The sequence below is a fragment of the Bacteroides fragilis NCTC 9343 genome (genome assembly GCF_000025985.1).
GTDB lineage: Bacteria > Bacteroidota > Bacteroidia > Bacteroidales > Bacteroidaceae > Bacteroides > Bacteroides fragilis.
Window position 1 is genome coordinate 1,613,803 of record NC_003228.3, and the last position, 25,621, is coordinate 1,639,423.

At 41.7% G+C, this 25,621-nt stretch carries 17 protein-coding genes, 1 tRNA gene and 1 pseudogene; 14 read left to right on the forward strand and 5 right to left on the reverse strand.

The annotated features are described in order from the left end of the window. Positions 1–3: 3 nt before the first annotated feature. Together BF9343_RS06255 and tilS are read right to left on the reverse strand one after the other, a co-directional pair. On the reverse strand, positions 4–5,598 hold the full coding sequence (locus tag BF9343_RS06255) for an alpha-2-macroglobulin family protein (RefSeq protein ID WP_010992446.1): 5,595 nt from the start codon (positions 5,596–5,598) through the stop codon (positions 4–6). Positions 5,599–5,856: 258 nt separating this feature from the next. Further along, the gene (tilS, locus tag BF9343_RS06260; protein WP_010992447.1) at positions 5,857–7,164 is read right to left on the reverse strand and encodes a tRNA lysidine(34) synthetase TilS; all 1,308 of its coding nucleotides are present in this window, start codon (positions 7,162–7,164) and stop codon (positions 5,857–5,859) included. A 124-nt stretch (positions 7,165–7,288) separates the two neighbouring features. Between tilS and feoB the strand changes: the two genes are divergently transcribed. The 6 genes from feoB (at position 7,289) to BF9343_RS06285 (ending at position 12,941) form a co-directional block, all read left to right on the forward strand. Next, on the forward strand, positions 7,289–9,772 hold the full coding sequence (gene feoB, locus BF9343_RS06265; protein WP_005795491.1) for a ferrous iron transport protein B: 2,484 nt from the start codon (positions 7,289–7,291) through the stop codon (positions 9,770–9,772). Next, positions 9,769–9,981, forward strand: a complete 213-nt coding sequence (locus tag BF9343_RS06270) for a hypothetical protein (protein WP_005786141.1) — start codon at positions 9,769–9,771, stop codon at positions 9,979–9,981. The genes feoB and BF9343_RS06270 overlap by 4 nt, the downstream gene beginning before the upstream one ends. Positions 9,982–10,032: 51 nt before the next feature. Beyond that, a tRNA-Cys gene (locus tag BF9343_RS06275) sits at positions 10,033–10,104 on the forward strand. 191 nt (positions 10,105–10,295) lie between these two features. Continuing rightward, a complete protein-coding gene (locus tag BF9343_RS24285; protein ID WP_423231168.1) occupies positions 10,296–10,487 on the forward strand; it encodes an ISAon1 family transposase N-terminal region protein in 192 nt (63 codons plus the stop codon). A gap of 347 nt (positions 10,488–10,834) precedes the next feature. Further along, positions 10,835–11,578: a Fic family protein gene (locus BF9343_RS06280; protein ID WP_010992449.1), complete on the forward strand. Its 744-nt coding sequence runs from the start codon at positions 10,835–10,837 to the stop codon at positions 11,576–11,578. 628 nt (positions 11,579–12,206) lie between these two features. Continuing rightward, a complete protein-coding gene (locus tag BF9343_RS06285) occupies positions 12,207–12,941 on the forward strand; it encodes a hypothetical protein (RefSeq protein WP_077687854.1) in 735 nt (244 codons plus the stop codon). 388 nt (positions 12,942–13,329) lie between these two features. Here BF9343_RS06285 and BF9343_RS06290 read toward each other — a convergent pair whose 3' ends face one another. Next, positions 13,330–16,359: a glycoside hydrolase domain-containing protein gene (locus BF9343_RS06290; protein ID WP_010992452.1), complete on the reverse strand. Its 3,030-nt coding sequence runs from the start codon at positions 16,357–16,359 to the stop codon at positions 13,330–13,332. Positions 16,360–16,377: 18 nt separating this feature from the next. Here BF9343_RS06290 and BF9343_RS06295 point away from each other — a divergent pair, with 18 nt between their 5' ends. The 3 genes from BF9343_RS06295 to BF9343_RS06305 all read left to right on the forward strand — a co-directional run bounded on the left by BF9343_RS06295 (position 16,378) and on the right by BF9343_RS06305 (position 19,807). Next, a complete protein-coding gene (locus tag BF9343_RS06295) occupies positions 16,378–17,673 on the forward strand; it encodes a hypothetical protein (RefSeq protein ID WP_005795374.1) in 1,296 nt (431 codons plus the stop codon). Further along, positions 17,670–18,683 carry an NHL repeat-containing protein gene (locus tag BF9343_RS06300; RefSeq protein WP_005786157.1) on the forward strand — a complete coding sequence of 338 codons (1,014 nt, stop codon included), beginning with the start codon at positions 17,670–17,672 and terminating at the stop codon, positions 18,681–18,683. The genes BF9343_RS06295 and BF9343_RS06300 overlap by 4 nt, the downstream gene beginning before the upstream one ends. Before the next feature lie 119 nt (positions 18,684–18,802). Beyond that, complete coding sequence (locus tag BF9343_RS06305; RefSeq protein WP_005800815.1) at positions 18,803–19,807, forward strand: NHL repeat-containing protein; 1,005 nt, start codon at positions 18,803–18,805, stop codon at positions 19,805–19,807. A gap of 111 nt (positions 19,808–19,918) precedes the next feature. Here BF9343_RS06305 and BF9343_RS23890 read toward each other — a convergent pair whose 3' ends face one another. Together BF9343_RS23890 and BF9343_RS24160 are read right to left on the reverse strand one after the other, a co-directional pair. Beyond that, positions 19,919–20,050 (reverse strand): winged helix-turn-helix domain-containing protein, encoded by a 132-nt coding sequence (locus BF9343_RS23890; RefSeq protein ID WP_229729471.1) that lies wholly within the window; start codon positions 20,048–20,050, stop codon positions 19,919–19,921. Positions 20,051–20,204: 154 nt separating this feature from the next. Then, a pseudogene (locus BF9343_RS24160) lies at positions 20,205–20,392 on the reverse strand (hypothetical protein). A gap of 737 nt (positions 20,393–21,129) precedes the next feature. Between BF9343_RS24160 and upaY the strand changes: the two are divergent. The 5 genes from upaY to BF9343_RS06330 all read left to right on the forward strand — a co-directional run bounded on the left by upaY (position 21,130) and on the right by BF9343_RS06330 (position 25,620). After that, the gene (gene upaY / locus BF9343_RS06310) at positions 21,130–21,648 is read left to right on the forward strand and encodes a capsular polysaccharide transcription antiterminator UpaY (RefSeq protein WP_005786163.1); all 519 of its coding nucleotides are present in this window, start codon (positions 21,130–21,132) and stop codon (positions 21,646–21,648) included. A 19-nt stretch (positions 21,649–21,667) separates the two neighbouring features. After that, positions 21,668–22,141 carry a UpxZ family transcription anti-terminator antagonist gene (locus BF9343_RS06315; protein ID WP_005800814.1) on the forward strand — a complete coding sequence of 158 codons (474 nt, stop codon included), beginning with the start codon at positions 21,668–21,670 and terminating at the stop codon, positions 22,139–22,141. 67 nt (positions 22,142–22,208) lie between these two features. Then, positions 22,209–23,657: a flippase gene (locus BF9343_RS06320; protein ID WP_005786165.1), complete on the forward strand. Its 1,449-nt coding sequence runs from the start codon at positions 22,209–22,211 to the stop codon at positions 23,655–23,657. Continuing rightward, on the forward strand, positions 23,654–24,748 hold the full coding sequence (gene glf / locus BF9343_RS06325) for a UDP-galactopyranose mutase (protein WP_005786166.1): 1,095 nt from the start codon (positions 23,654–23,656) through the stop codon (positions 24,746–24,748). Before BF9343_RS06320 ends, glf begins: the two co-directional genes overlap by 4 nt. Next, entirely contained in the window at positions 24,745–25,620 is an 876-nt protein-coding gene (locus BF9343_RS06330) for a glycosyltransferase family 2 protein (RefSeq protein ID WP_005786167.1), read from the forward strand. Before glf ends, BF9343_RS06330 begins: the two co-directional genes overlap by 4 nt. The last annotated feature ends 1 nt before the right edge of the window (position 25,621 follow it).

The following is a 25,621-nucleotide window of genomic DNA, read 5'->3' on the forward strand; positions in this document are numbered from 1 at the left end:
TTCTTATTCGATGCTTTGTCTGACAACTTTAGTTCTGCCTGCCTGTGTCCTTGCCTGTACATTGGCATCATACATCGCTTCACACTGGATGGCCGGCATGACAAAGTCACCGGAATACGTTGCCTGCAACCGGACGGTAAATGTTTTGGCTTGTCCCTGTTGCAAATTAAAGTAAGTCAGTATCCGGTCATCGCGGATATCCTGATAGCTATAAGGAGCAGAAGTGCTAATCTGTCCTGTCATTCGTTCATTGAAAATCTCCCATCCGGCAGGGATGATGTGTGTTAATGCCAGATTTGTATAATCGGTTGTACCGCTGGTATTGGCAACAGTTACCACTGCCATAAAATTTGTTCCTTGATGCAGAGAATGCGTATCTATCGGTGAACCGTTATTATCAACGTACTTTACACTTATCCGCAGGTTATTGGCTATCGGAGGCAGTGTGTCGTTCAGTAATTGGGTCCGTGTGATCAGGTCTGCATTCAAAGCTCCTTTTCCATTGTTTTTCAGAATTACCTTTCCTTCACGTGATGAAGTGGAAATAAGTGTCTCGTATACTGCTTTTGCTGATTTTACTGCCGGTTGCTGTTTTCCGTTCAGTGTCCAACTGAAATCCAATGTGCCGGACAACTTTTCTGCCAGACGTCCCATTGCCATCAGTGAGAAAGCGGTGGACTGTGTACTGAACCACGTCTCTCTTGTCAGATTATGTGAAACGATTTTAGCTTGTTCCATGGCTTCGCGCTGACGATTCATTAGCAATAGCGTTTCAAGTATCATTGCTTCGTCCCGGTCGGATGAACCATATACATAATTATTCGATGAATAGGGTTCTACAGTCGTTTTTGCACTGAATACCAGTTCGCCGGCTGCTTTTTCTTTACCGTTGAGTGCATAAGCGGCTGCCAAACGCCATTTGGCTTGTTGCGAAAGTGTAGGCAGTTCTTTCATGCGGTTCATTGCTCCATGTTCTGGTGCTCCGGCCATGGCCAATGTATAGAGGCGGAAGGCCTGCTGGAAATCTGCCTGCCAATACCACCAGCTCTGTTCTTGGGCAACGGGTTGCCAGTTTTGGGCTGCTGCCCGTTGGAAACGTTTCCATTTGTTCAGTACATTACTGTTTACTGCATAACCCTTTTCTTGTGCCAGTACCAGGAACATACCGGCATAGGAGGTGATCCACTCGTCTGCCGAGGCATTTCCGGGCCAATAAACGAAACCTCCGTTCGGTAGCTGGCGTCCGTATAACTGACGGATAGCTTCCTGTACATTGACTTTTATCTTTTCCGATTCTTCGTTGTCTACTGTTTTGAACTGGCTGATAAATAGCAAAGGGAGAGCTTTAGAGGTTAATTGTTCCGTACAGTTGTGCTGATAATTGTAGAGAAAGTCAAAACGGCGGCTGATGTCGACAGACGGAATACGTGAGACTTCGAGCTGTATACTGTTTCCTTCCGAGCCACTGCTTAACTGATAATTGAGTTCTTCGCTCTTTCCGGTTTCCACCCATTGGCTTTCACGCAGGGTGACCACCGGATTCGGATTACGAACCTCTATCTCAATGGTCTCTTTGGTGTTTTGTCCGTTTCCGTTGGCAGTAAGATGAATGGTGGCTTTTCCGGTTTTCGTACCTGTCTTTAACTTGAAAAAGATCAGGCGGTCACCCGTTTGAGTGAAGGTAAGCGTTTGTTGCTTGTTACCTGTCACTTGTGTTCCTGCACCGGAAGCTTGTATGGATACGTTGACGTTCTTTACATTGTTTTCCAATGCAAATACGTTGACTGGTACTTCAATCTCTTCATTGGTGCTCAAAACTCGTGGCAATGTTGAAAGAATCATCAAAGGGGTACGTACCGGAACTGTCTTTTCGGCATTTCCGTATGCTCCGTCCTGACCTGCTACTACCATAGCACGGACAGAACCTACATACATGGGTAAAGTGATTTGGTGCGTACGGCTTTTCCCCTTACCGATACTGAAAGGACCGATAAATTTCACAACAGGTTTGAAGCGGTTCGCTTTTGGGTCCGATGGCTTCAGTGTCTCGTCACCACCTGTGCTGAACATTGATCCATAGCTTCCTGCCGTGGCTCCTAATACATCGTCGTACATATCCCACGTACGGATTCCCAATGCTTCGCGGGCATAAAAATTATTCCAGGGATCCGGTGTCTTGAAATTGGTCAAGTCTAATAGACCGTCATCTACAATGGCAAGTGTATATGTCATCGGCCTGCCATGCTTCTCGTTTATGGTAAGGTTGAATGCCTGTTCGGGACGAAGTACTTCCGGCATCTTGATTTGCGGTTCAAGAACGGTTTGCTTGTCGGTCACGAATACCGGCATAATGCCGTACATCCGGATAGGAAGATCGTTCACCGTCTGTGCATGGGGCTGTAGCAAGCTGATATGGAGATAAACATTCGGAGCCATTTCAGGGGTTACCTTAAATTGATATTTAGTGTCTTCTTTCCCTGATACCTCGATCCATTCCCGTTGAATTACAGACGAACCGTTTTCGAGTGTAACCAGGGCCCTTCCACCGGCAGATGCCGGTAATATGGCTGTTACGGTTTCTCCCGGTTCGTAAGAGTCTTTGTCAATGGAAAAAGATAACATTTTGATGCCACTCGGGTCACTCTTATTAGAACGCCCTCGCCAGTCAGGCCAGTCCACGTAGATGGTACCTCCTGTAGCATGTCCGCTTTCACGGTCTTTGACGTAAACCAAATAGCGTCCCCAATCCGGATAATTCACTTTGAAACTGAATTGTCCTTTGCCGCCTGTTGTGTTGAGTCTTCCCGTAGCTACGGGGGTGATGGAACTGCTGTTGATGTATGTTTCAAATGATTCGTTGTCGTTTTCCCACCACCAACTCCAACTGATGCGGTATATTTTGTATTCCAGACCGGAACGATTTATCGGCTTTCCGTCGGAGTTGACCGTTACGATATCAAAAATATGCTCTTTGTCTGTTTCGATATATCTGCCTTGTGGCTGGTTCAGATTGATACCCACGTATGACGGGAAAGGAGAGTAGGGAACTGACAGAGTCTGGATACTGGCATCTCCGCCCGGTTCGAATACCTGAGTCGTGATATTGGCACGAAGCATTCCCGGAGCATTCTCAGAGGTCGGAAGTTTCAGCATGAACCCGGTATTACCATTTTCATCCAGGGTACCGTTGAAAATATCGGTTCTTATTGATGTGAATTCTGTTGCCGGATTATTAAAGATGTATGTCTCGTAGTTCTTGAATTGTGTATTGACTTTCGACAGAGACATTTCGACTTTTGCTTTCAGACGCGATGCCGTTGCTCCGGTCAGCCAAGCTGATGAAAGATGTGCTTGTACTTCTTTATCCGCAGCTTTCAGAATCTCTCCGGGCAGTTTCAGGTTTATTTTCAGACGGTTCGGCTTTATGGTCTCCACACGGAGTGATTTGTGGAAAGCGGTACCTCCTACTTTTACATAAGCGTTCCATAATCCGGTGGGATCTTCCGGTTGTGTCGGGACCTTGAATGCATAGAAACCATTCAGCCCATTGGTTGAAATTTGTTTACTGTAAAATTGTCCTCTTGGATTGTAAAGCTCCAAAGTTACGGGATGTTTATCCGGAATACGTTTGTTACGGTCCTCCAGAACAAACGAGATATGCAAGGTGTCTCCTGGTCGCCATACACCTCTTTCACCGTATACAAATCCTTTCAAGCCTTTTTGGATGTCTTTGCCGCCTACATCAAAACGACTGGTAGACTGCTCTTCTCCATCGGCTACTTTTACATAAGCTTTCTGTTTTTCCGATTCTGCCACTACAATAAAAGGTGTTCCTTTCGTTTCTATTATTGCAAAACCTTCCGCATCTGTCAATGCTTCTCCGATAGGCTGTAACTGGAAGTTGTAGACAATGACTTTAGCTTTTTCTACCGGTTTGGTGTCCAGAATATTGCTTACGGCTATCCAAAGTTTGTTCATCGAATTACGTTTTACGATCATACCTATGTTGGAAGCCAGTACGTTACAAGCTGCTATCCGGTCGGACGTCATATAATAGGACGGATGGCAGGGATTATCCCGTTCATCCCATCGATATTGGCTCCAGTCGGCATTTTCATTCCCGCTGAAGTAATAATATGTTTCCGGTTTGTCCCAGACGGCTTCATCTTCTTCCGAAAGGATATCAGATTTGACCTTGGTCAGAGATTCGGTTTCTTCGGAAAATTGCATTTTCGGATTCTCACCACTGCCGCAAGGATAAGCCGAATATTCCTGCTTGAAGGATAGGATAACACGATAAATAGCACCCGGTTCCTGATGAATCAGGCCTGCCAGGTCGATGGAATAGTTTTCCCATTTATGGAGATCTTTTGAAGGATCTTTACCCAAAAACAGTGTCTTTTTATAAACCAGTCTTCCCGATCGTCTTAGTTCGTTGGCCGAGGACAGTGAGTTATTTTGCATAAACATTAGCACATTGTTCTCAAAAATGCGGATAACCCGTAGGTCTACAGCATACAGACTGACAGCCCGGAAAGGAATTACAAGATTTTTTGAATCGGGAATGATGGCACCTGCAGAAGATATTTCGACTTGAGGTTTCAGGTTCAGTTCGCTGAAAGAGATAGAATGGGAACCGCCCAATGCTTTGCCTTGATTGTTTTTCACTCCTTCATGTATTTTCAGGGTCAGTTTACTGAGATGACCGGCTTCAAAATAAACATTTACCTTATTATCCGTAATCTGGAAAATATAGGATGGAATCTCGGGTATTTCGATTAGACCTTTTAAATCCTGAGTATCAGAAACCGGATCAGAGAAGACGATTTGTATCCCGTTCTCAGGCTGACTGATACGTTCGGCGGAAAGGAAACGGAAGCTGTCTTTGGCAGGAATCGTAATGGACTCACTTTGTTTCCTGTCCATTCCGACAGGTTCCCCGTCTGCTGTAATTTTAAGATCGTAATCCTGTTCTTTTCTTTGGATATTACTGATAATGAAACTATATTCTAATGGATTAGATGTGGATCCTATGGTGATTGTAGAGGTACCGTTAGTGGAAAGTATTTTTTCAACTTGTTCTTTAGTCATTTTATCACTAAAACGGATTTCTCCCTTTACGGTTACCTTATCGGGTGAAGAAGAGGCTATTTCCAATGGAGCGGTATGCAGTGTGAAATTACTTTCTTGTACCCGGAAAGAGAAATCGAAAACTTTCAATTTGCTATCCACTTCGACAAAATCGCCTAGTTGGAACGAGCCTTGATATAACTTGCCCGGCTTTAGTTCTCCTTCTTCCGGAAGAAATTCGATGGTGTTATTACTCACCCAATAAGCTTTGCCTTTTAACGATGGAGTAAAACTGAACGGACAGTCTTTCAGTTCATTGTTAAGGTCTACCATTGGTTGATCTTGAGTCAGTTCGATTCGTATGGGAGAAGATTGAGAAATGACTCCACCTGTATAAGCATTGACATAAGGAGCATATTCCGATGACGGAATAATTTCTTTTGCGCTGCGTGTGCAAGCGAACAGTCCTGCGATAATTACTGTAAGAACACAGGAGAATAGAATTAAAAGATTCTTTTTTCCTTTCATAGCAAATAAGCGTTTAGTTTATTATTATTTTGTCAACCAATGATTTATATTTCTTTACTCTGTACTGAATTTCACTTTAGGCTTTAACCAGCTTCCATCTGTCAGTCAAATCGCAGATATTATTACATCTGTATCTCTATCGGAAGTTTACAGGCCAGATCAATCATATATTTTCAAGGTTTATATTCACAAAGATACAATTTATCCTATAAAGAGTTTACTATTTGCACCCTCAAATTTATGCTTCGTATCTTTAGGTTATTCCTCAATAAAATCTGAATGTTCGGAAACGATTCGGACTATTATTACCCGCTTTGTGTTCTCGTTTACCTTAAATCGGTTATCCGTACGTTCTCCTATCAGCCAGGCTATTTGTTCTCCAAAGCATAATACCCATTGCTTTTCTTTTTCACTCAAAGAGAATTTTTTATCCGTCAGGTAGTCACTGACATGTTTTTTACCGGTCATTCCGAAAGGTATAAAAACATCTCCTGGTTTCCACTTGCGTATCTCCCATGTTTTATTTATTTTGTCAGCATCGAAACAAGCCGTGTTTTTATCTTTTGGAATTATAAATTCAGAAGTATAATCGTACTCTTCCATAACTAACCGGAAAGGTGGCTGGGACTTTTCTGCAGTTGTATCTTCTTCGATTAATAACAGGTCACGGTCTTTTATGACTCTCCATCCTTTACCAAGGAAGGTTTTTCCTGGTTGTCCGTCGAGCGTTTGCCTTATATTATCTATTTGGGTCGTGTTGAATCCTAGCGGGTGTAATACTTCGAATAAAATGGCTTCGGGTACCGGTTCTTGCAGCAAGGCTTCTATCCGGATGCCTTCGGGGGTCAATATACGTTTACGCGCCTCCCCTATACTTTGATTGTATAAAGTTGCTGCGTCATTCAGATAGTTGGTAGTGCGGATGATACTCTCTTTCACCGATGGATTGATCTCTTTCATCAGGGGCAATAAGTTTAAACGAATCTTATTCCGGGTATATTCATCCAAAAGATTGGTGCTGTCCGTTACGTAATCTTGGTCGATATATTGCAGATAGGCTATTATTTCTTCGCGACTCAGGCAAAGTAAAGGGCGAACAATGTTACCGTTTCGTGGACGAATTCCGAGTAATCCGTTGATACCCGTACCGCGAATCAGGTTCAACAATACGGTTTCTACACTGTCATCTTTATGATGCGCTGTTGCGATAACACTGGCTTCACGTTGTCTCCTAAGCGTTTCGAACCATTCATAACGTAATTCCCGGGCAGCCATCTCAATAGAAATATGTTTCTTTGCGGCGTATTGGGTTGTATCGAAATGTTCTATGTGTAAAAGAACCCCTGATTCATGGCATAATCGGCGCACAAAAGCTTCGTCTCTGTCCGATTCTTTATCCCGCAAATGGAAATTGCAGTGAGCAGCTTCGCAGGTATACCCCATTGATAGCAGGAGACGTAGCAATGCCACAGAGTCGGCCCCTCCGCTTAATGTCACCAATACCTTGTCATTCAGACAAAACAGCTTCTCTTTTTCGATGTATTGTGCTACTCTATTTTGTATCATATTGCAAAGATAATAGTTTTGCTAATAATGATAAGAAATCTTCCTTATTTAAAAACAATCTAAATAATTTGCATGCCCCAAAGTTATGAATTATCTTTGCGGAAAATTTTGAGGTACACACACTATGCGATTGTCCGAATTAAAAACAGGTGAGAAAGGAGTCATTGTAAAAGTTTTGGGACACGGTGGCTTCCGTAAACGAATTGTGGAGATGGGCTTTATCAAAGGTAAAACCGTAGAAGTATTGCTTAATGCTCCATTGAAAGACCCGATCAAATACAAAATAATGGGTTATGAAATCTCTCTGCGACGACAGGAGGCTGATATGATTGAGATTATCAGCGAGCAGGAGGCAAAGTCACAAACACAGGAGGCTGCTTATCATCAGGGGCTTACTGAAGATATCGATGTGAAGGAGGAAGACTTGAAACGGGTTGCTCTTGGAAAGCGACGCACGATTAATGTGGCGTTGGTCGGTAACCCGAATTGCGGTAAAACGTCTCTCTTCAATCTGGCTTCAGGTGCTCACGAACATGTGGGTAATTATAGTGGTGTGACGGTAGATGCTAAAGAAGGGTATTTTGATTTCCAGGGTTATCACTTCAAAATAGTTGATTTGCCGGGTACTTATTCTTTGTCTGCCTATACTCCCGAAGAAATTTATGTGCGCCGTCATATTATCGACGAGACACCTGATGTGATTATCAATGTGGTTGATTCTTCAAATCTGGAGCGTAACCTCTATCTCACTACCCAGCTTATTGATATGAATGTACGTATGGTAGTGGCTCTTAACATGTATGATGAACTGGAAGCCAGTGGTAATACGCTTGACTATCTCCTGTTAGGAAAGTTGTTCGGAGTTCCGATGGTGCCTACTGTCTGTAAAAGGAATATCGGTGTGGACCGTCTTTTTCATGTAGTCATCAACCTTTATGAAGGTGCCGACTTTATTGATAAAAAAGGGCATATACATCCGGAGGTGGCAAAGGAAATTATGGATTGGCACCAGTCCTTACCCAATTTTAAAGACCATGGTGAACATCCGGCTGATTATACCCATGGCAAAGAACCGGTGGGTAAAGTGTTCCGCCATATTCATATCAATCATGGACCCGATTTGGAGAAAGCCATTGATGCAGTGAAAGAGGAGATTTCGAAGAACGAGTTTATCCGTCACAAGTATTCTACTCGTTATCTTGCTATCAAGTTATTGGAGAATGATCCGGAAATAGAACGTTTTATTCATACTCTGCCCAATGCTGTGGAAGTAGAAAAGAAGCGGGATAAAGCAGCCCGTCGCATTCAGGAGACGATGAATGAAGATAGTGAGTCGGCTTTGACTGATGCCAAATATGGTTTTATCAGTGGTGCTCTGAAAGAGACTTTTACCGATAACCACCTGGAGCAGGAACAGACAACCAAGGTGCTCGACTCTATTGTAACCCATCGCATTTGGGGATATCCCATCTTCTTTCTTTTTATGTATCTGATGTTCGAAGGTACCTTTGTGATCGGTGAATATCCGATGATGGGTATCGAATGGCTCGTTGAGGCACTGGGGAATCTGATCAGGGATAATATGTCTGAAGGTCCGCTGAAGGATCTGATGATTGATGGTATTATTGGTGGAGTAGGAGGAGTTATCGTCTTTTTGCCTAATATCCTGATATTATATTTTTGTATTTCTTTGATGGAGGATTCGGGCTATATGGCTCGTGCAGCTTTTATTATGGATAAGATCATGCACAAGATGGGGTTGCATGGCAAGTCGTTCATTCCTTTGATTATGGGTTTCGGTTGTAATGTACCTGCTATTATGGCTTCGCGTACTATTGAAAACCGAAAGAGCCGTTTGATTACCATGCTTGTTAATCCATTGATGTCATGTAGTGCCCGTTTGCCTATCTATTTGTTATTGGTCGGTGCTTTTTTCCCAAAGAATGGTAGCTTGGTCCTATTGGCTATTTATGCTATCGGCATTGCATTGGCAGTTATCATGGCGCGTCTGTTCAGTCGTTTTCTGGTCAAAGGGGATGATACTCCGTTTGTGATGGAGCTCCCTCCTTATCGTATGCCGACCATGAAATCCATCTTCCGCCATACATGGGAGAAAGGTGCGCAATACCTCAAAAAGATGGGAGGAATCATCATGATTGCTTCTATCATTATCTGGTTCTTGGGGTATTATCCCGATCACGATGCTTATCCTACCCAGGCAGAACAGCAGGAAAATTCTTATATTGGTCAAATCGGTCAGGCAGTGGAGCCTGTGCTCAAACCGTTGGGCTTCGACTGGAAGCTGAGTATCGGTTTGCTCTCCGGTGTCGGTGCCAAAGAATTGGTGGTAAGTACACTTGGCGTACTCTATACAAATGATGCCGATGCCGATGTAGTCAGTTTGGCCGAACGAATTCCGATTACACCGCTTGCGGCATTTAGCTATATGCTGTTTGTGTTAATCTACTTCCCGTGCATTGCCACGTTGGTAGCCATCAAGCAGGAATCCGGTAGTTGGAAGTGGGCTATCTTCACGGCAGGATATACCACGGCGTTGGCATGGCTTGTTTCATTTGCCGTCTATCAGATAGGAGGAATGTTTTTATGAATTGGCAGGAATGGGTAGTCGGGCTACTGATTGTATTGTGCGTAGCCCGTATTCTTTATGGTATTTATCTTTTTTTTCGTCGTGTGAAGGAAAATGATAACCCTTGTGCGAGTTGTGCAAGTGGCTGTGAATTAAAGGATATGATGGAAAAGAAGCAGAAGGAGTGCTCGTCCAAGAAAAAGAATACAAAGAAAAATTGTTGCAGATAGTTTGGTAGTTTCAAAATTTGTACTACCTTTGCAACCGCAAACGAGAAACAAGGTTCCTTGGATGAGTGGCTTAGTCAGCGGTCTGCAAAACCGTGTACGGCGGTTCGAATCCGCCAGGAACCTCTTAAAAAACTCTTGTAACTAACTGAATTTCAGTATATGTTACAAGAGTTTTTTCTTTTTAGGATTAGAAGGGGCTCACCGTAAAAATCTTGACTATGTTCCTCCCTTCAGGCATACTCGCTTACTTTGATTTAGTCAATCATGTCTCCTGAGTAACTTGCTTCATCCTCTTCCTTGAGGAAAAGTCTTCGATTCCTGAAAAATACTCCCATTTACATCTTCATTCCAAAGGCTTCTTTCCGGAAATAGAAGTACAAGACTTCCCCATTCGCGGCAAGACAGTATACCTTCGTATCAAACGTCGTCGTTGGGAAGATCCTGAAACAGGTCAGACCTATAGTCACGATTGGAAAAGAGGCCAGGGCAAAGAGAGAAAGCTATGAGCCGGAGGTCTTTAGCAACGGGGATACTCTTAGGCAATTGTTGGCTAGAAGCCGGTATCTGCTGTTCAAGGCACCGGGCAAGTGGACGGACAGCCAAAAACGGAGGGCTGGAATCCTGTTCAAGCAATTCCCGGATATAAAGGCCGTGTGTTATTATGCGTTAAGATTGGGAAAGATTTTTACTGATTATATAGACAAGGATGTGGCGTGTGCCAAAAACTTAGAGGTGGGTGTTAAGAATAGAACTTTTATAATGGAAGTGTGCTGTATCTAAGTACTTTTTAGTAGTTTTGCATAATAATGAAATCGAGAAATAAAATCTCTCTTTTAAGCAATAGATAGGATATATGAAACATATCTTCAATAAGGAACAATGCCAAAAAGCAACATTCATTCTTGAAAGCCCTTTGGCTAAATTGTCGGAACTTTACTCAAGCGAGATAAAAGACTTGGCTGTTGTATGGTGCTATTATTCGGGGAGAATAGAGGGTAATACCTATACCTATGTTGAAACAGAAGCATTACTTAAGGACGGCATCACTTCCGAAAAAAAATATGAAGATGCTAAAATGCTGAAAAATCTATATAATACATTCATTTCCGAACTGGAATATATTCATCAAGAGAAAAATAAGGAGATTATAGATGAACGTACTCTTTTCAGACTTCATCAATCTATTTCCACAGGTTTGGTTTCTAATGAGGAATCAGGCTTTTTAAGGACACGTGCAGTTAGGATCAGCGGTACTGATTATGCTCCTCCAAAAGATTTGCAAGAAATAAAAAGTAAATTGGGAGAGATATTATATGAGCAAGACGTTTATACTAATCCATTGGAAAAGGCAGTTTTCTTACATTGTAATATTGCACGGCTGCAACCTTTTATAGATGGGAATAAAAGAACTTCTCGCATGATAGAAAGTGTTGTCATGATGAATGCTGATATTATTCCTGTATATTCAGCAAAAGATGCTGATATTTTGAATTACAGGAAAGGGTTGATTCGATTTTATGAAACGGGGGATTACACTAGGTATTCTGACTACTTTCTAAATAGGCAGTTGGAACGCATTAAAGAAATAGATATATAATTTAAATCAAGACTAATTTAGTCGAATGTAAGAACTGTATTTGCTAATTTCCTTGATAATCAATGATATTAGGGAAATTTTAAAAAAACGCCAGGAACCTCTTAAAGAAAAGGGAGTAAAGGATCATATCTGAATTCGGGATCGTCCCTAAATTTTGAGGGATTATTTTATTATGCATGAGTCATAGCTACAATTCACTTTACAATTACCTCTGCTTACTCTATTCACAACCTACTTATGAAGATAAGAAGGATAAACAAAAGATATTTCGACTGTATAACGATTTGTTTTCTGAGCAAAAAGAATATCCGAATGCTTATCCGTGTGTTATAATGGGTGACGGATAATACCAATGCGGTCTTGTTACTTGATGAAGAAGACTCTGCACGTTATATCGTTTATGCAGAGCCGAAAAAATAATATTTTTTTTACCATCCACTTTATCTATATAGGTACCAGTTCTTATTTCAGCTTTTCCAAGAAAAAAAACTCTATTTATGCTTATGCTATTTGCATGTGCTGATTGTTTTCTTATTGCCAAACGTTACTTGCAGATTATTTTAGTATTCACTCTGGAGTGGATGTCCCGATATGTACTGATTTTAGTGGTATAGATGCTTGATTTTTGATGTGCGAATTGGGGTACTTTATAAGTTCTTACCGTTTAAATCCATATAAATTTAGGTTTTTCCCTATAAGTAATTATAGAATTCACAGATCAGGTATGATTTTCCTGCTTTACTTTTGTTGCAAACCTAAAAAAAACATCATGAAAAAGATTTTATTTATTCTATTTACAGTTCAGTTTATTCTGATCCCTCGGATAACAGGAAGTTATGGTGCAAATTCTATCGGAAATAATCATGGACATTCGGTAACTAATCAAGGAAAGAAAACCATCAAGAAAGACATCTTTGGAGATACTGTCATTGAGGACAATCACGGTAATAGGAAAACCATTAAGAAAGATATCTTTGGAGATACTGTCATTGAGGACAATCGCGGTAATAGGAAAACTATCAGGAAAGACATTTTTGGAGATACTGTCATTGAGGACAATCGCGGTAATAGGAAAACTATCAAGAAAGACATTTTTGGAGATACTGTCATTGAGAACAATTGCGGTAATAGGAAAACCATTAAGAAAGACATCTTTGGAGATACTGTCATTGAGGACAATCGTGGTAATAGGAAAAGCATCAAAAAAGATATCTTTGGAAATACTGTCATTGAAAATAATAAAGGTTATAAAAAGACCATTAAGACAGATATATTCGGTAATAAAATAATCGAAGATAATCATGGGAAAAAGCAAATTATTAAAAAAGATATATTCGGGAATGTTATTATTGAGAATTACTAAGGCATCTATCTAAGTATGATAAAGAGCAGGACTTGCAGTGTGGACTTATGCTCAGAATCAAAAACATTTTTTATATAATATCAACAACAATAGACTGATAATGACACGGACTATGGAGTATTACTGTTAACTGCTTCTCAGCGTGAGGATGACGAGGAAAAGAAAGAAAATCCGATACCGGAAAATTTTGTTTTTTACAATTGAACCTGAGGTCGTAGCATTGGCTGCAAGTGAATTTTGTCAATCTTGTGGATTCTTCTAATATGTCTGTTTTTTTATATATTAGCTTCGAAAATTAGACTGAGTCAGTTTAAAAATGGAGGTGTGCCGGGATGTACTTTCCCGCCTGGTCAGCATTTTCGGCACGCCCCCATCCATGTATCTACTTTTATTCCAGAATAAAGATGAATCCTTTGTCTTTGGGAACTTTTATTTTATCTTTTGGCGACAGGCCGAATCCTTCCTGGAAACCTTTGATGTCAGGAGCCGTCAGCCTGGCTTTATCAGCGTCAATGCCCAGTTTCTCCCAATCTATCTGCAGTTTTATATCACTGTCTTTTTTTGCCCAACTGGCAATGGCAATCATTACTTTGCCATCTTTCACAAACGAGGTTGCCAGAATGTCATTGCGTCCTGTCTTCACTGGATTGTAGGATACCCAATAGCCCATCATGCGGCTGTCTTTTATGCCGAATGCATCCCACACCTTCCAGAGTTGTGAGGGGACGGATTCCATCGGTTCGCGTGCGGTCATCCCGTACAGCATGCCCCGGTAAGGATTGCCGCCATCCTGCAACATTTCGCTCATCATGCCGAAGGGGATACCCGATACGTCTGTCAGCCAGTATTCCGGTGACTTTTCGTATTTAAAGTATTCTCCAAACCAAAGGCGGTCCAGGTAAGGCATGTGTTCCATGTAAAGGAATATGCTGTTGATGTAACCGTCGGCCGGATTGAACTGATTGGCTGAATGGACATCGATGCGCGGATCGGGACGGTTACTTTCCAGTACCCGGCGGATGCGTTTCATCGTGTTACGATCGAAAGCCAAGTCATCGATATAGACTCCGTCGATGCCGACATTTTTTGTCAGCCAGTTCAGTCCTTCCACATAGAAGTTGTGCCAGCGCGAAATGCCGGTGTTCACGATTGCCGCATCCTTGTAAGCATCTACAAACCAGGCTCCGATGTAGTCGCCGTCCAGATGTTCCTGTAGCCAGGCATAGCCTCCTCCCTTGCCCGGTGAGAAGATTTCGTGTCCAAGGCTCTTCAGGGCAAACAGCTCCGGTGCATGGTTCGTCAGTTCGCGTACCGTATAGTATATTTTCACTTTATATCCTTTGGCATGCGATTCGTCTACGTACTGCTTCATGAAGGCAGGGCGGAAGAAAGGATAGTTGATATGCGGATTCACCGCATTGCCGTGATGCAGGTTGATAACGTTTGCTCCTGTTTCTCCCACAACGTCTACAGCCTGGTAGGCGTGTGCGTCGCCCTCTTTCAGTTTCTCGGCAGGCTGGTATCCGTGGTAGTAGTGGTCGGTCCATTGCTTCATCGTGTCGATGGGCTTGAAGGGAGTTACCAGTACCAAGAAGTCGAAGTTCAGCTCTTCGCCCTTTTGGAGGGTACGGCTGCCACTGTATGTCTTGATGTCTACCTGGTTTCCTTTCTCTTTATAGCTGATGCCGCCTTTACCGTCGTTAAACCAGGATGGAGGCATGTTCAACGGTTGCATTTTGTAGAAGTTTGTGTTTAGTGGACGGCGATAGTTCTCTGCACGGAACAGGCATTGCATGCCGGCGTTTACATCGCCAAACCAGAAACCTTCCTGATTCCGCTCCACATTCCATTTCCATTGGTCGCTTTTCGGGCGCAGTGAGCCTTCATAACCCATTCCCAAACGATATTTGGCCGTTGTTGCCGGCATGGAAGTTAACAGGGCTATATCGTCTACCGATGTATTTTCGGCAGCCTTTACTTTGATCTGATAATTCATGAAACCATCGAATTCCATACTTGCAAGTACTGTTATGTCCAGTGCCCCTGCTTTTCCGGTAGCGGTCCAGCTTACCGTTCCGTCTTCCTTCTTGCCGAACTTTAGCGGTGAAGTGATGGTGACGGGCAGTGGCTTTCCATTCTGGCGAATGACAAATTCCATCGGTTGTGACAGAATGTCTTTGGGTTCTTTGCCTATGGAAGTCATCTCTTCGGTGAAGTAACTCTGGATGGAAGCCGGCAGTCCCAGTTCGCCGGCAGTGACGCTGCGTCCCAGCACGCTGATTGTACGGTCTGCCACCTTTATCGGAATGAATGGCTTCACCGGCCGGTTATTGACTGCATACTGTGAATTCAGCCAGCGCAAACGTGACAAACGCCACAAGTCTCCGTCTCCTTTGTCTACCAGTACGTTGTCCGACAGGTTAATGGCTATGTTCACTTCCTGTGAAGCACCGCTCAGGTCGCTCACGGTGACCGTGCCCCGGTAGATCCCTCTGCCGGCATGTTCCGGCATCTGGATGCCGATCCATAAAGGTTGTACACGGCCTTTGCCGACGTTTACCTCCGGATGTATCGGGCGTCCCAGCCAGTCGGTTCCTTCCGTGTTGAAACACGTAAGAGCTGATGCAGGTATACTTCCGTTCTTTCCTTTCAGGTCGGTAAAGGTTACTTTGACTCCGTTCACCGGATTCTTGAATGCCCACAGTCCCAGTTGCAGCACATAGTATTCGTTCAGATCCGCTTCACCGAAAAACTCGCCTGTGGCTCCTTGCGTCACCTGGCGGTATGACAGATCATCGAACATGCGAATGGGATATTTACGGTCTTCGGGCAACAGCAGGAAAGGCTTGTTGCTGTTAGCATCGATCAATGCCTGCTTCTCCTGTGCTGTGGCGATGATTTCCATCGGATAGAAGCTGTTGAAACTGCCCAGCGATTCGAAACGTACCAGCTTGGCTTGTACCGCCTTTCCGGCCGGAGTGGCTTTACAGGTTGCTTTCCATTGCGGATCCGCCTTATCCGGTTGCTGAGGATAGTTTACTTTCGGATAGGGCCCTCCCGAGGTGTGGTAGGGGAGGTAGTACACATAATAATCTCCGGCATTTCCGCTTGCGTCAAATCGGATGCGTCCGTATTCACGGTTGATTTCCACCGGAAGTACATTGTCTACCGCTTTGCCGGTAGATACATTGATCACAATAATCCCTTTTTGTTCGGGATTGGCGTCACGTCTGCGCCAGGGGATATAAGCTTCCGCTACGGAGGCGGGAGTGTTCACGGAAACAATGGCGCGATGGTTACCCAGTGTGTCGGGTGTCCAGTAGTTTTCGCCGTAAAACGAGGCTTCGGGGACGAAGTCTTGAGCCGCTGCCGGAAGGGTTAACAAAGCTGACAGTGCCCATAAAAAGAGTTTCTTCATAATGTTTATCTAATAACTATGTGCAAATTTACAAAGAATCATTTATGGATTTGGCAGATCGGCCGTTTTTTTATTATAAACCGTTTCTGCCCAAAAGCCTGTGTGGTAATCGGGTATGCGATTAGCGATGTTTCGCTCCGATTATCCGGAAGAATCTTTTTGTGGGAAAAATATTTTTTATATTATCTTTGCGCCCTCAAAATGAATAAACCCTACACTATGAACAGAAAGCAAATTCTGTGTATCTCGCTTCTGGCATTCTCGCTGTGTGCCTGTCAGGATGATGATACAGCCGATATTCTCGATGCTTTTGGCACTCCGCCTGCTTTGACGAAGATGACGGCACAAGAGTTTCTCGATCAGGGAGAACAGATGTTTGAAGATGGCGAAAGCGTGGACGAGATTGTTTCCGCCGATCGTGCCTTCTATGTGAATAACCCCTTTAATGTTTCGATGGCGGATGGAAAGCTCCGGCTGTTCAACGGCATGGCGCACGATTTCAAGGAAGTCTCCCTTTGGCTGACGATGCCCCATTTGCGTGACACCATCCAATTGATGCAATTTGAGGAAGTCCCCGGTTTTTATAACATCAAACTTGATTCTCCATTGAAAATGGGAGAGGCCGTCTACGCTTCGAAGAGTGGAAAGCCTGTCCGTGTGAATAATCTGGCACTGCTGTCGCCCGACCAGTATGAATTGCTGCTTTCGTGCAACGACTCCGTATTCGATATGCTGAAGACCATCAAGATGAAAACCCGTATCCAGATGGGAAAGTACGGCAGTGGAAACTGGGGAGTCATGACAGCAAATGCAGCCCGCTACTATGCCACATCGGCGGTGAATATGGCTGTCATGTTCAGTTCCGAAATTTTTCGTGATTCATTGATGAACTACAAAGGTAGCATTCACAATGATGCAGGAAAAGAGATCGACCGTGAAGGGCTACTGAATTCGATTCTCAATAAACAAAGTCTTGTGTTCGGAGTGGTTACCGGTTCCGGTATCGCCGGGCTCGGTGGAGGAAATGCTTTGGGATTGCGTGAAGAATATCTGGCCGGATTCTTCTACCAGAACCGGGTGGCAATCGATTGCAACTGGGTGCTTCATGTCTGGATTCACGAGCTAGGCCACTGTCTGGGCTATGGTCATTCCAGCAGCCTGTGTTACGGGTCGGTGCCCGATGAAATAGTACCGAAAGTGTATCGCTACATGATGAAGCACCGCATGCTGCCTTATATCATCAATCCCTTTAAGAGTTACAATGATTATAATCCCGGCATCAACGATGCCGACAATCCCGACATAGAGCTATGATGAAGAGACATAACATACTGACGGTACTGGCAGTCCTGCTGCTCACCTTTGCCGCATGCGATAAAAATAGTGCCCCCGGATTCAGTTTCACGACCGACTCCATCCTTACATTGACTTTCGATAAAGAGCTGGATGCCGCCTTTGTCGGAGTGGGGACCCAAAATTACAATCCGGTGGGAATGCGGCGTTCGGGAGATACTCTTTTCATTGCCAACCGTGCCGAAGGTTCTGACGGTGTGTGGGTGGTACGCGCTTCGACCGGGGAGTTGCTTTATTCGCTGACCGGCTGGACCTACAACGGGAAAAACGAGAAGTTCGACAATCAGGTGATGGATGTGGCGGTCAGCAGCGATTACATCTTTGTGGTGAACCGTTCATCCCGGATCGACCTGTTCCGACGGAACGATTATTCGTATGTGACCACCATCGGGCGTACCGGATGGCAGTCGAGTTCTCTGTTGCAATGCGAAGCGGCCGAAGTGGCCGGTGATAAATTGTTCATCCGTGACAAACAGAAGATTAAAGTGGTGCAGATTTCAGATTGTACGCCTGAAAATCGTTTTAAGGTTCCTGTCTTTGCTCAGAATACGGACAGTACGTCTTCTAATAACGGTTTTAATCTTGAGTCCGTCGCGCGGCATGAAGGCTTGATCTATGTGTCCGACTACGAAACCTCACGCATCCTGGTGATCGATCCCGCCACCGTGGCGGTCAAGGGAGAGCCGGTACGCTTTTTGCGCTCTTACCGCATGCCGAACAAACCGCTCAGTATGGGATTCTTTCAGAACGAAATGTATGTTGTCTGCGCAAATAACTGCATCGTGAGAGTAGACCTCCGTACCGGGAAAGAGCTCGGCTCTTATTCATCCTTTGCCGGAGGAGTGGGGCTGGGAACTCCCGGACGCCTCTTGTTCCATAATGATACATTCTATCTTGCAGGACGCAATGCCAATGCTCCCCGGCTGATACAGGGGAAAGTTATGTTTGTTGAAATATCCGAGCTGGACTAAAAAAATGAATAATTACGATTCGCTGCAGATTATGCAGGTTTGTACACTCCTCTATATCCGGATGACGGTTTAAGAGAAGAAAACTTTCTGTGTCGTCTGTGGTGAGAAAACAATCAAGCATGAATTTGAAATTTTTATATCTGTTATTATTGATATCTGCCCTGTGTATATCCTGTTCCAAGGACGAAGAACCTTCGGATAAGGGCAGTACTTCTCCCCAAGAGCCGGTTTACACCACCTTTACAGATGCCGGCGAAGTGGTTGTTCCCGGAGTGCTTCCGGCCAATTTCACTCCCCGGTCCGTACGGGTCAAGGGGGACACTTTGTTTGTTGCCAATACCAATGCCGCTGACCGTTCCGTGCTGTTGCTGAACCTGACGACAGGCGAACTGATCGGACGTATCGATTCATGGGTACGGAAAGGTGTCAAAGAGACCTTTAATGCCGAGATAGGCGACATGGCTGTTTCTGACCGTTATATCTTTGTGGGTATGTACAACTCCCGTATTAATATTTTTGACCGTCGCACCCTTCAGTTTGTCAATGCCATCGGGCGTTCAGACGGAAAGTGGGGAGACGATATTTATAGCATGACCCATTGCTACGGACTTCGTGAGTGTGGCGAGAGACTGATGGTGCGTGATAAAAATACCATTCGCGGCTATTGGATTTATGAAGCCGTTACCGAACCTGCGTTCCGGGTTCCCTGGATCGGAAAGGTGAAAGTGCCCGAAGGAGTCGGATATGACTATCAGGCCCGTATCCATGGTATGGCAGAGTATGACGGGCGTATGTATCTGACCGACTGGTACAACAAGAGTGTGCAAGTGTTCACTCCGTCGAAAATGGAGATCGTGTTCGGTGAAGAGACACATATCACTTCCGATGCCGTGTTTAAGTACGATGATATTCAACCGCTCGGACTGCTTGCCTACGGAGGCGAATTACTGATGTCGGTACAGAAGAGTGGGAAAATACAGCGTTATGATCCGGAGACAGGAGACCTGCTCGGAGTGCTGGCCGAGTTTCCGGGTAAGGAGATCGGGCGCATGGAGATAGCCCGGGGAATGCTTTACTACATTGACCTCAAAGCCGGGAAACTGATGAAGGCAAAAGGAGAATAAAGAACGGCGAGAGTGTGTCATGACTCACCACAGAGCAATCTGTGGTGAATACGAGTTTCGACACACCCTCATTCTTTCATCTGCATGTCCTATCCGAAGCAGAAGTAATACTCAGAACCGTCGCTGACATAAAAAGAATCTGCTTTCTTTTCGATAAAAAGAACTGTTCTCTTTTGCCAACCATCCGACAGCAAGCATTACATCGTCTATATTCAGGCAGGTCAAGCTGCAAAGTTCTTTCACAGAGACTTTTCTTGCATGTATAAGTATTCGTCATACTTTTCTGGAGTTTTCTCCGATTTTCACTTTTTCCATATTACTATTTATAGCCTATTTAAATTAAATTTGGTGGTAAATTCTTTATCTCCAAGTTGATAATTGTCCTTTTTGTTTGCTTTTATAAGAAAAAACAGACACAGGCTGAATAAGATAACTTAAGTTTCGGAAGTGAGTTTACGCCGTCTGAACCGGTATCTTCATCTTTGTACCTTTTTTCAATTAACATTGTTAACGCTTTTTGCAGGTTCGTTCAGGTTCTTGTGCGCAAATAACAAGTCTTTTGCATTTAAAGAACTTCTTATTCACATCCAAAGAACAAGCTTTAACTCTGTGTTAAAACAAAGCTTTTGAAGACAGAAATCTTACTTTTTAAAGATGTTGATTTTCAGATAGTTTAGTCTAATATTCGCTTCTTCACCTCACGAATGGACACTTCGGGCGAAAGCCGGGATACTTGCTTTTTTGTCAACTATAAACGAGGGCTTGCACTTCCGAAAACTGAATTAGATTCCATGAGTAAAAGAAAACTTACCACCAAACCTGACGAAGAACCTGTTTTCTAAAGTAGGTGTCGTCTCGCGCGTAAGGAGAAATTTTTTTGTGTAAATGATAGGAGGCTAGGGTACTTACCTATTGGACTACAAACAGATACGTAATATAAAGTAGATGGAAGAAAAGGGGAGGGGTGTTTCAAAAAACGTTCGTCTTTTGGAACACCTTTTTTCGACCTTTTCTAAAAATCATGTTCTTATAGAAAAAACACATATATAAAGATTCTATTTCATGTATATAATACTCTTATAATCAGTACACTAAAATAGATAAAGAAAGAAAAACTCAATTTATTTATAAAAATATTTTGTTGTTATAAAAATGTGCCTTACCTTTGTGTTTATAAACGAACGTTTTTTGAAACAATTTCATTCGTTTTACCACTAAAAATAGTTTCGGAAATTCTTACGGTTTGAATGGGAAAAGATGTCTCGTCCAAACCGCGTAGCGCACCCGAAAGTAACCTCTCGACTTTTAATATCCACTAATAAATGTCTGAACAACAGGAGTATTGGTTTGCCGCTCGGACAAAGAAGGACCAGGAGTTTTCTGTTCGCAATGCTTTAGAAAAGCTTGGAATAGAATACTTTCTTCCAACACAATTTGTCATCCGTCAACTGAAATATCGTCGTCGTAGGGTAGAAGTTCCTGTTATCAAGAATCTTATTTTTGTCCGGACCACGAAAGACCGTGCTTGGTCTATCACGAAGGATGATCATGTTCCTCTTTATTATATGAAGGATCTCTATACCCATACTTTGTTGATCGTTCCCAACAAACAGATGGAAGATTTCAAGTTTGTGATGGATTTAGCTCCGGAAAATGTAACTTTTGATGATCTTCCCCTTACCGTTGGTACAAAAGTGCAGGTCGTCAAAGGAGAGTTTTGTGGCATTGAGGGCGAATTGTCCAGCCTTGCCAACCGTACTTACGTAGTGATTCGTATCCACGGAGTTCTTTCTGCCAGCGTCAAAGTACCTAAAAGTTACCTTCGTATTCTTTCAGCGTAATTCGTAATTTCAAAATTATATGAATCAAGTCCAAAATCTGCAACACATTGCCCGTGAGTTGCTTTATTTGGGTATGGATGGTTCTCCCATCTATACCGATCATTTCCGTCAACTGAACACCGAAGTTTTTCGCTTGTCCGAAGCCCTTTTCTCTATGAAAGGTGCCACATCCGAGGAAGAAGCAGCGATTTGTCTGTCCCTGTTAATGGGCTATAATGCTACCATTTACAATGATGGCGACAAAGAATCTAAGATACAAAGCATTTTAGATCGCTCTTTTGCCGTATTGGACCATCTTCCCGCTTCTCTATTGAAATGCCAATTGCTGACTTATTGCTATGGCGAGGTATTCGAGGAGGATTTAGCACAAGAAGCACATCAAATAATGGATAGCTGGAAAAATAGGGCACTTTCAGAAGAAGAATTGGAAGTGATGGAGACATTGCAGACAATGGAAGATAATCGGTATCCGTGTAGCGAGGTAGAAGATTGAAGAGTCTTTTTTAGGATGAATTTTCTACCTTCTTTTAAAGGTTTTATGAATATGAACTTAGATAATAATGGGACAATCAATAAAGAATAACTTCCTACTGAATCTAAGTACTACAATTACTGGGCTATTATTTCCACTAATAACTTTTCCCTATGCTTCACGTATATTAATGGCAGATGGTATAGGGCAAGTACAATTTTTCCAATCCATAATTGACTATGTCTCTCTTTGTACTGCTTTGGGAATCCCTTTGTATGCCGTTAGAGAAATTGCAAGAATAAGGGATAATAAGGAATTAAGAAGTAGAACAACAATCGAAATACTATTGCTTCATGCTATTTTGACTTTAGTCGGATATATAGTTGTTTTTATACTTGCTAAGACCGTTGCCAAAATAGAAATAGATGCTTCTCTTTTCTTTTTGTTAAGTACAACTTTATTTTTTAACACGATAGGAGTTGCATGGTTTTATCAGGCAATTGAAGATTTTAAATACATAACTTTACGTTCCTTATTTGTAAGGATACTATCTTTAGTGGCCTTATTTATCTTTGTTAAGACCAAGCAAGATCTGTTTTATTATGCTGGAATATTAGTTATTGGTACTGTTGGTAATAATATATTTAATTTTTTTCGATTACGTAAATATATAAAACTTAGTAAAGGCGAATTTAAGCGTTTGAATCTGTTGAGGCATTTAATACCTGCACTTAAAATTTTTATATTAAATTTGGTTATAAGTATTTATGTGAATCTTGATTCTGTGATGCTTGGATTTCTTAAAAATGAAGAATCAGTTGGTTATTATGCTGCTGCTACTCGACTTACAAAAGCTATTTTGGGTATAGTTTCTTCATTAGGAGCTGTTTTATTACCTCGTTTTAGTAATATGATAACTAATGGTCAAAAAGAAGAATTCCAATTATTGGCAAATAAAGCTGCTAGTTTTACAATTGCTTTAAGTCTTCCTATGAGTGTGGGACTTATTTTTATGGCAGCACCTATTATACATATTTTTTGTGGAAATGGTTTTGAACCTTCTATTTTGACATTAAAATTAGTTGCACCTATTGTTTTATTTATTGGATTATCTGGAATTATTGGAATGCAAATATTGTATCCGCAAGGGAGAGAAAAGTACGTAATTATATCTACTATGGTAGGAGCATGTATAAATCTCCTTATAAACTATTTACTAATACCCCAATATGGGCAGTATGGAGCGGCGCTTGGGACTGTTATCGCAGAATTTATGGTAACGGTTATAATGATTTTGCTGGGAAGAAAATATTTACCTATAAATATTCTCTCCAAGCAGAATTTACACTATCTAATAGGTTCTATAGTGATATCTATTCTATTAGCTTTTTTGTTTGTCTTCCCTTTACATGAAGTAAATTATTTATTGATAGGTATACTGTTATCTGTTATTGTTTATTACGCATATTTATTAATGATAAAAGATACCCTCGCATTACAACTAAAGAAATTATTACTTTCAATATTTAAACAATGAAAAAAAAATATGACTATCTAATTGTCGGAGCCGGACTTTATGGTTCTGTTTTTGCATATAAAGCGCAACGGAATGGGAAAAAATGTTTGCTTATTGACAAACGTCCACACAATGGAGGAAATATTTATTGCGAAAATATTGAGGGTATAAATGTACACAAATATGGTGCACATATTTTTCATACTTCTAATAAAGAGGTTTGGGACTTTGTAAATGCCATAGTGGAATTTAACCGCTATACTAATTCCCCTATTGCCAATTATAAAGGCAAATTATATAATTTACCTTTTAATATGAATACTTTTTATGCTTTATGGGGGACAAAAACTCCAGAGGAAGCAAAAATGAAGATAGAAGAGCAAAGGAGAGAAGCGGGGATTCTTACGCCGAAGAATCTAGAAGAACAGGCTATCTCTTTAGTAGGAAAGGATATTTATGAAATATTGATAAAAGGATATACTGAGAAACAGTGGGGGCGGAAAGCAACTGAACTTCCTGCTTTTATAATCAAGCGTTTACCTGTCAGATTTACTTTTGATAATAATTACTTTAATGATAAATATCAGGGGATTCCTGTTGGTGGCTATAATAAATTGATAAATGGTTTATTAGATGGTATTGAAGTTAGAACAAATACAGACTTTTTTCAAAATAAAGAATATTTTAAAGGTCTTGCGGATAAAATTCTATTTACTGGCAAAATTGATGAATATTATAATTATCAATTTGGGAGATTGGAATATCGTACTGTTGAATTTGAAACACAAGTGCTTGATTGTGAGAATTATCAAGGGAATGCAGTTGTGAATTATACTGAAAGGGAAGTGCCTTATACTCGTATTATAGAGCATAAACATTTTGAATTTGGAACACAGCCCAAAACCGTAATTTCCAAAGAATATTCTTCGGAATGGAAAGATGGTAGTGAACCCTTTTATCCTGTTAATGATGAGAGGAATAATTCTTTGTATTTGGAGTATAAGAAATTGGTCGATAGAGAGAAGAATGTTTTGTTTGGAGGGAGATTAGCTGAGTATAAGTATTATGATATGAATGTGATTGTGGAAAAAGTTATAAATAGTGACTTATGAAGATATTTGCTGTAGTTGTGACCTATAATCGTTTAGCATTACTAAAAAAGGTCATAGATTTACTTAAAAGACAGACACGTCAATTAGATAGTATAGTTATAGTAAATAATGGCTCTACTGATGGAACAAAAGAATGGTTAGAACAGGAGAAAAATATAACATTAATAAATCAATCTAATTCTGGTGGGGCTGGTGGATTCGAAACGGGGGTAAAATATGCATATGAGAATGAGGCAGATTGGATTTGGATGATGGATGATGATGTTTTTCCTAATATAGATTGTTTGGAAAAACTCTTAGGGTGGACGAGTATTTCTCAATGTATCCAACCACGTAGGTATTATTCGGATGATGTAGAAGTAAATTTTGAACAATGGTTGGATCCAATTACTTATAGTAAATTTGGTTATTGGCAAGAAAAATCATTTAATAATGGTAAAAAGTTTTGTGCTATTAATGTAGGCTGTTTTGAAGGGATGTTTGTTTCGAAAAGCATTGTTAATAAAATAGGATTTCCTGATAAGCGTTTTTTTATAGCGGAAGATGATACAATATATGGGTTTGCAGCTAGTTTTTATACCAACGTAATTTTAGTATCTGATGCTATCATGGTTCGTGCTAGAAGATCATCGGATCGTAGCGTTAGCCCAATGTATACTTATTATGCATGTCGGAATTTTCATTTAGTATATGAGTCACTTAATTTATTATTGGATAAGAAAAATAGGTTTTTATATATTAAATATATTTATCAATTTGTTCATCAGATTTATTTATCTATTTTTTTATATGATAATAAGATGAAACACTTAATATCTGTTTTTCGTGGCTTTTATGATTGCTTTCGTAAAAAAAATGGAGCTACCTATTAAT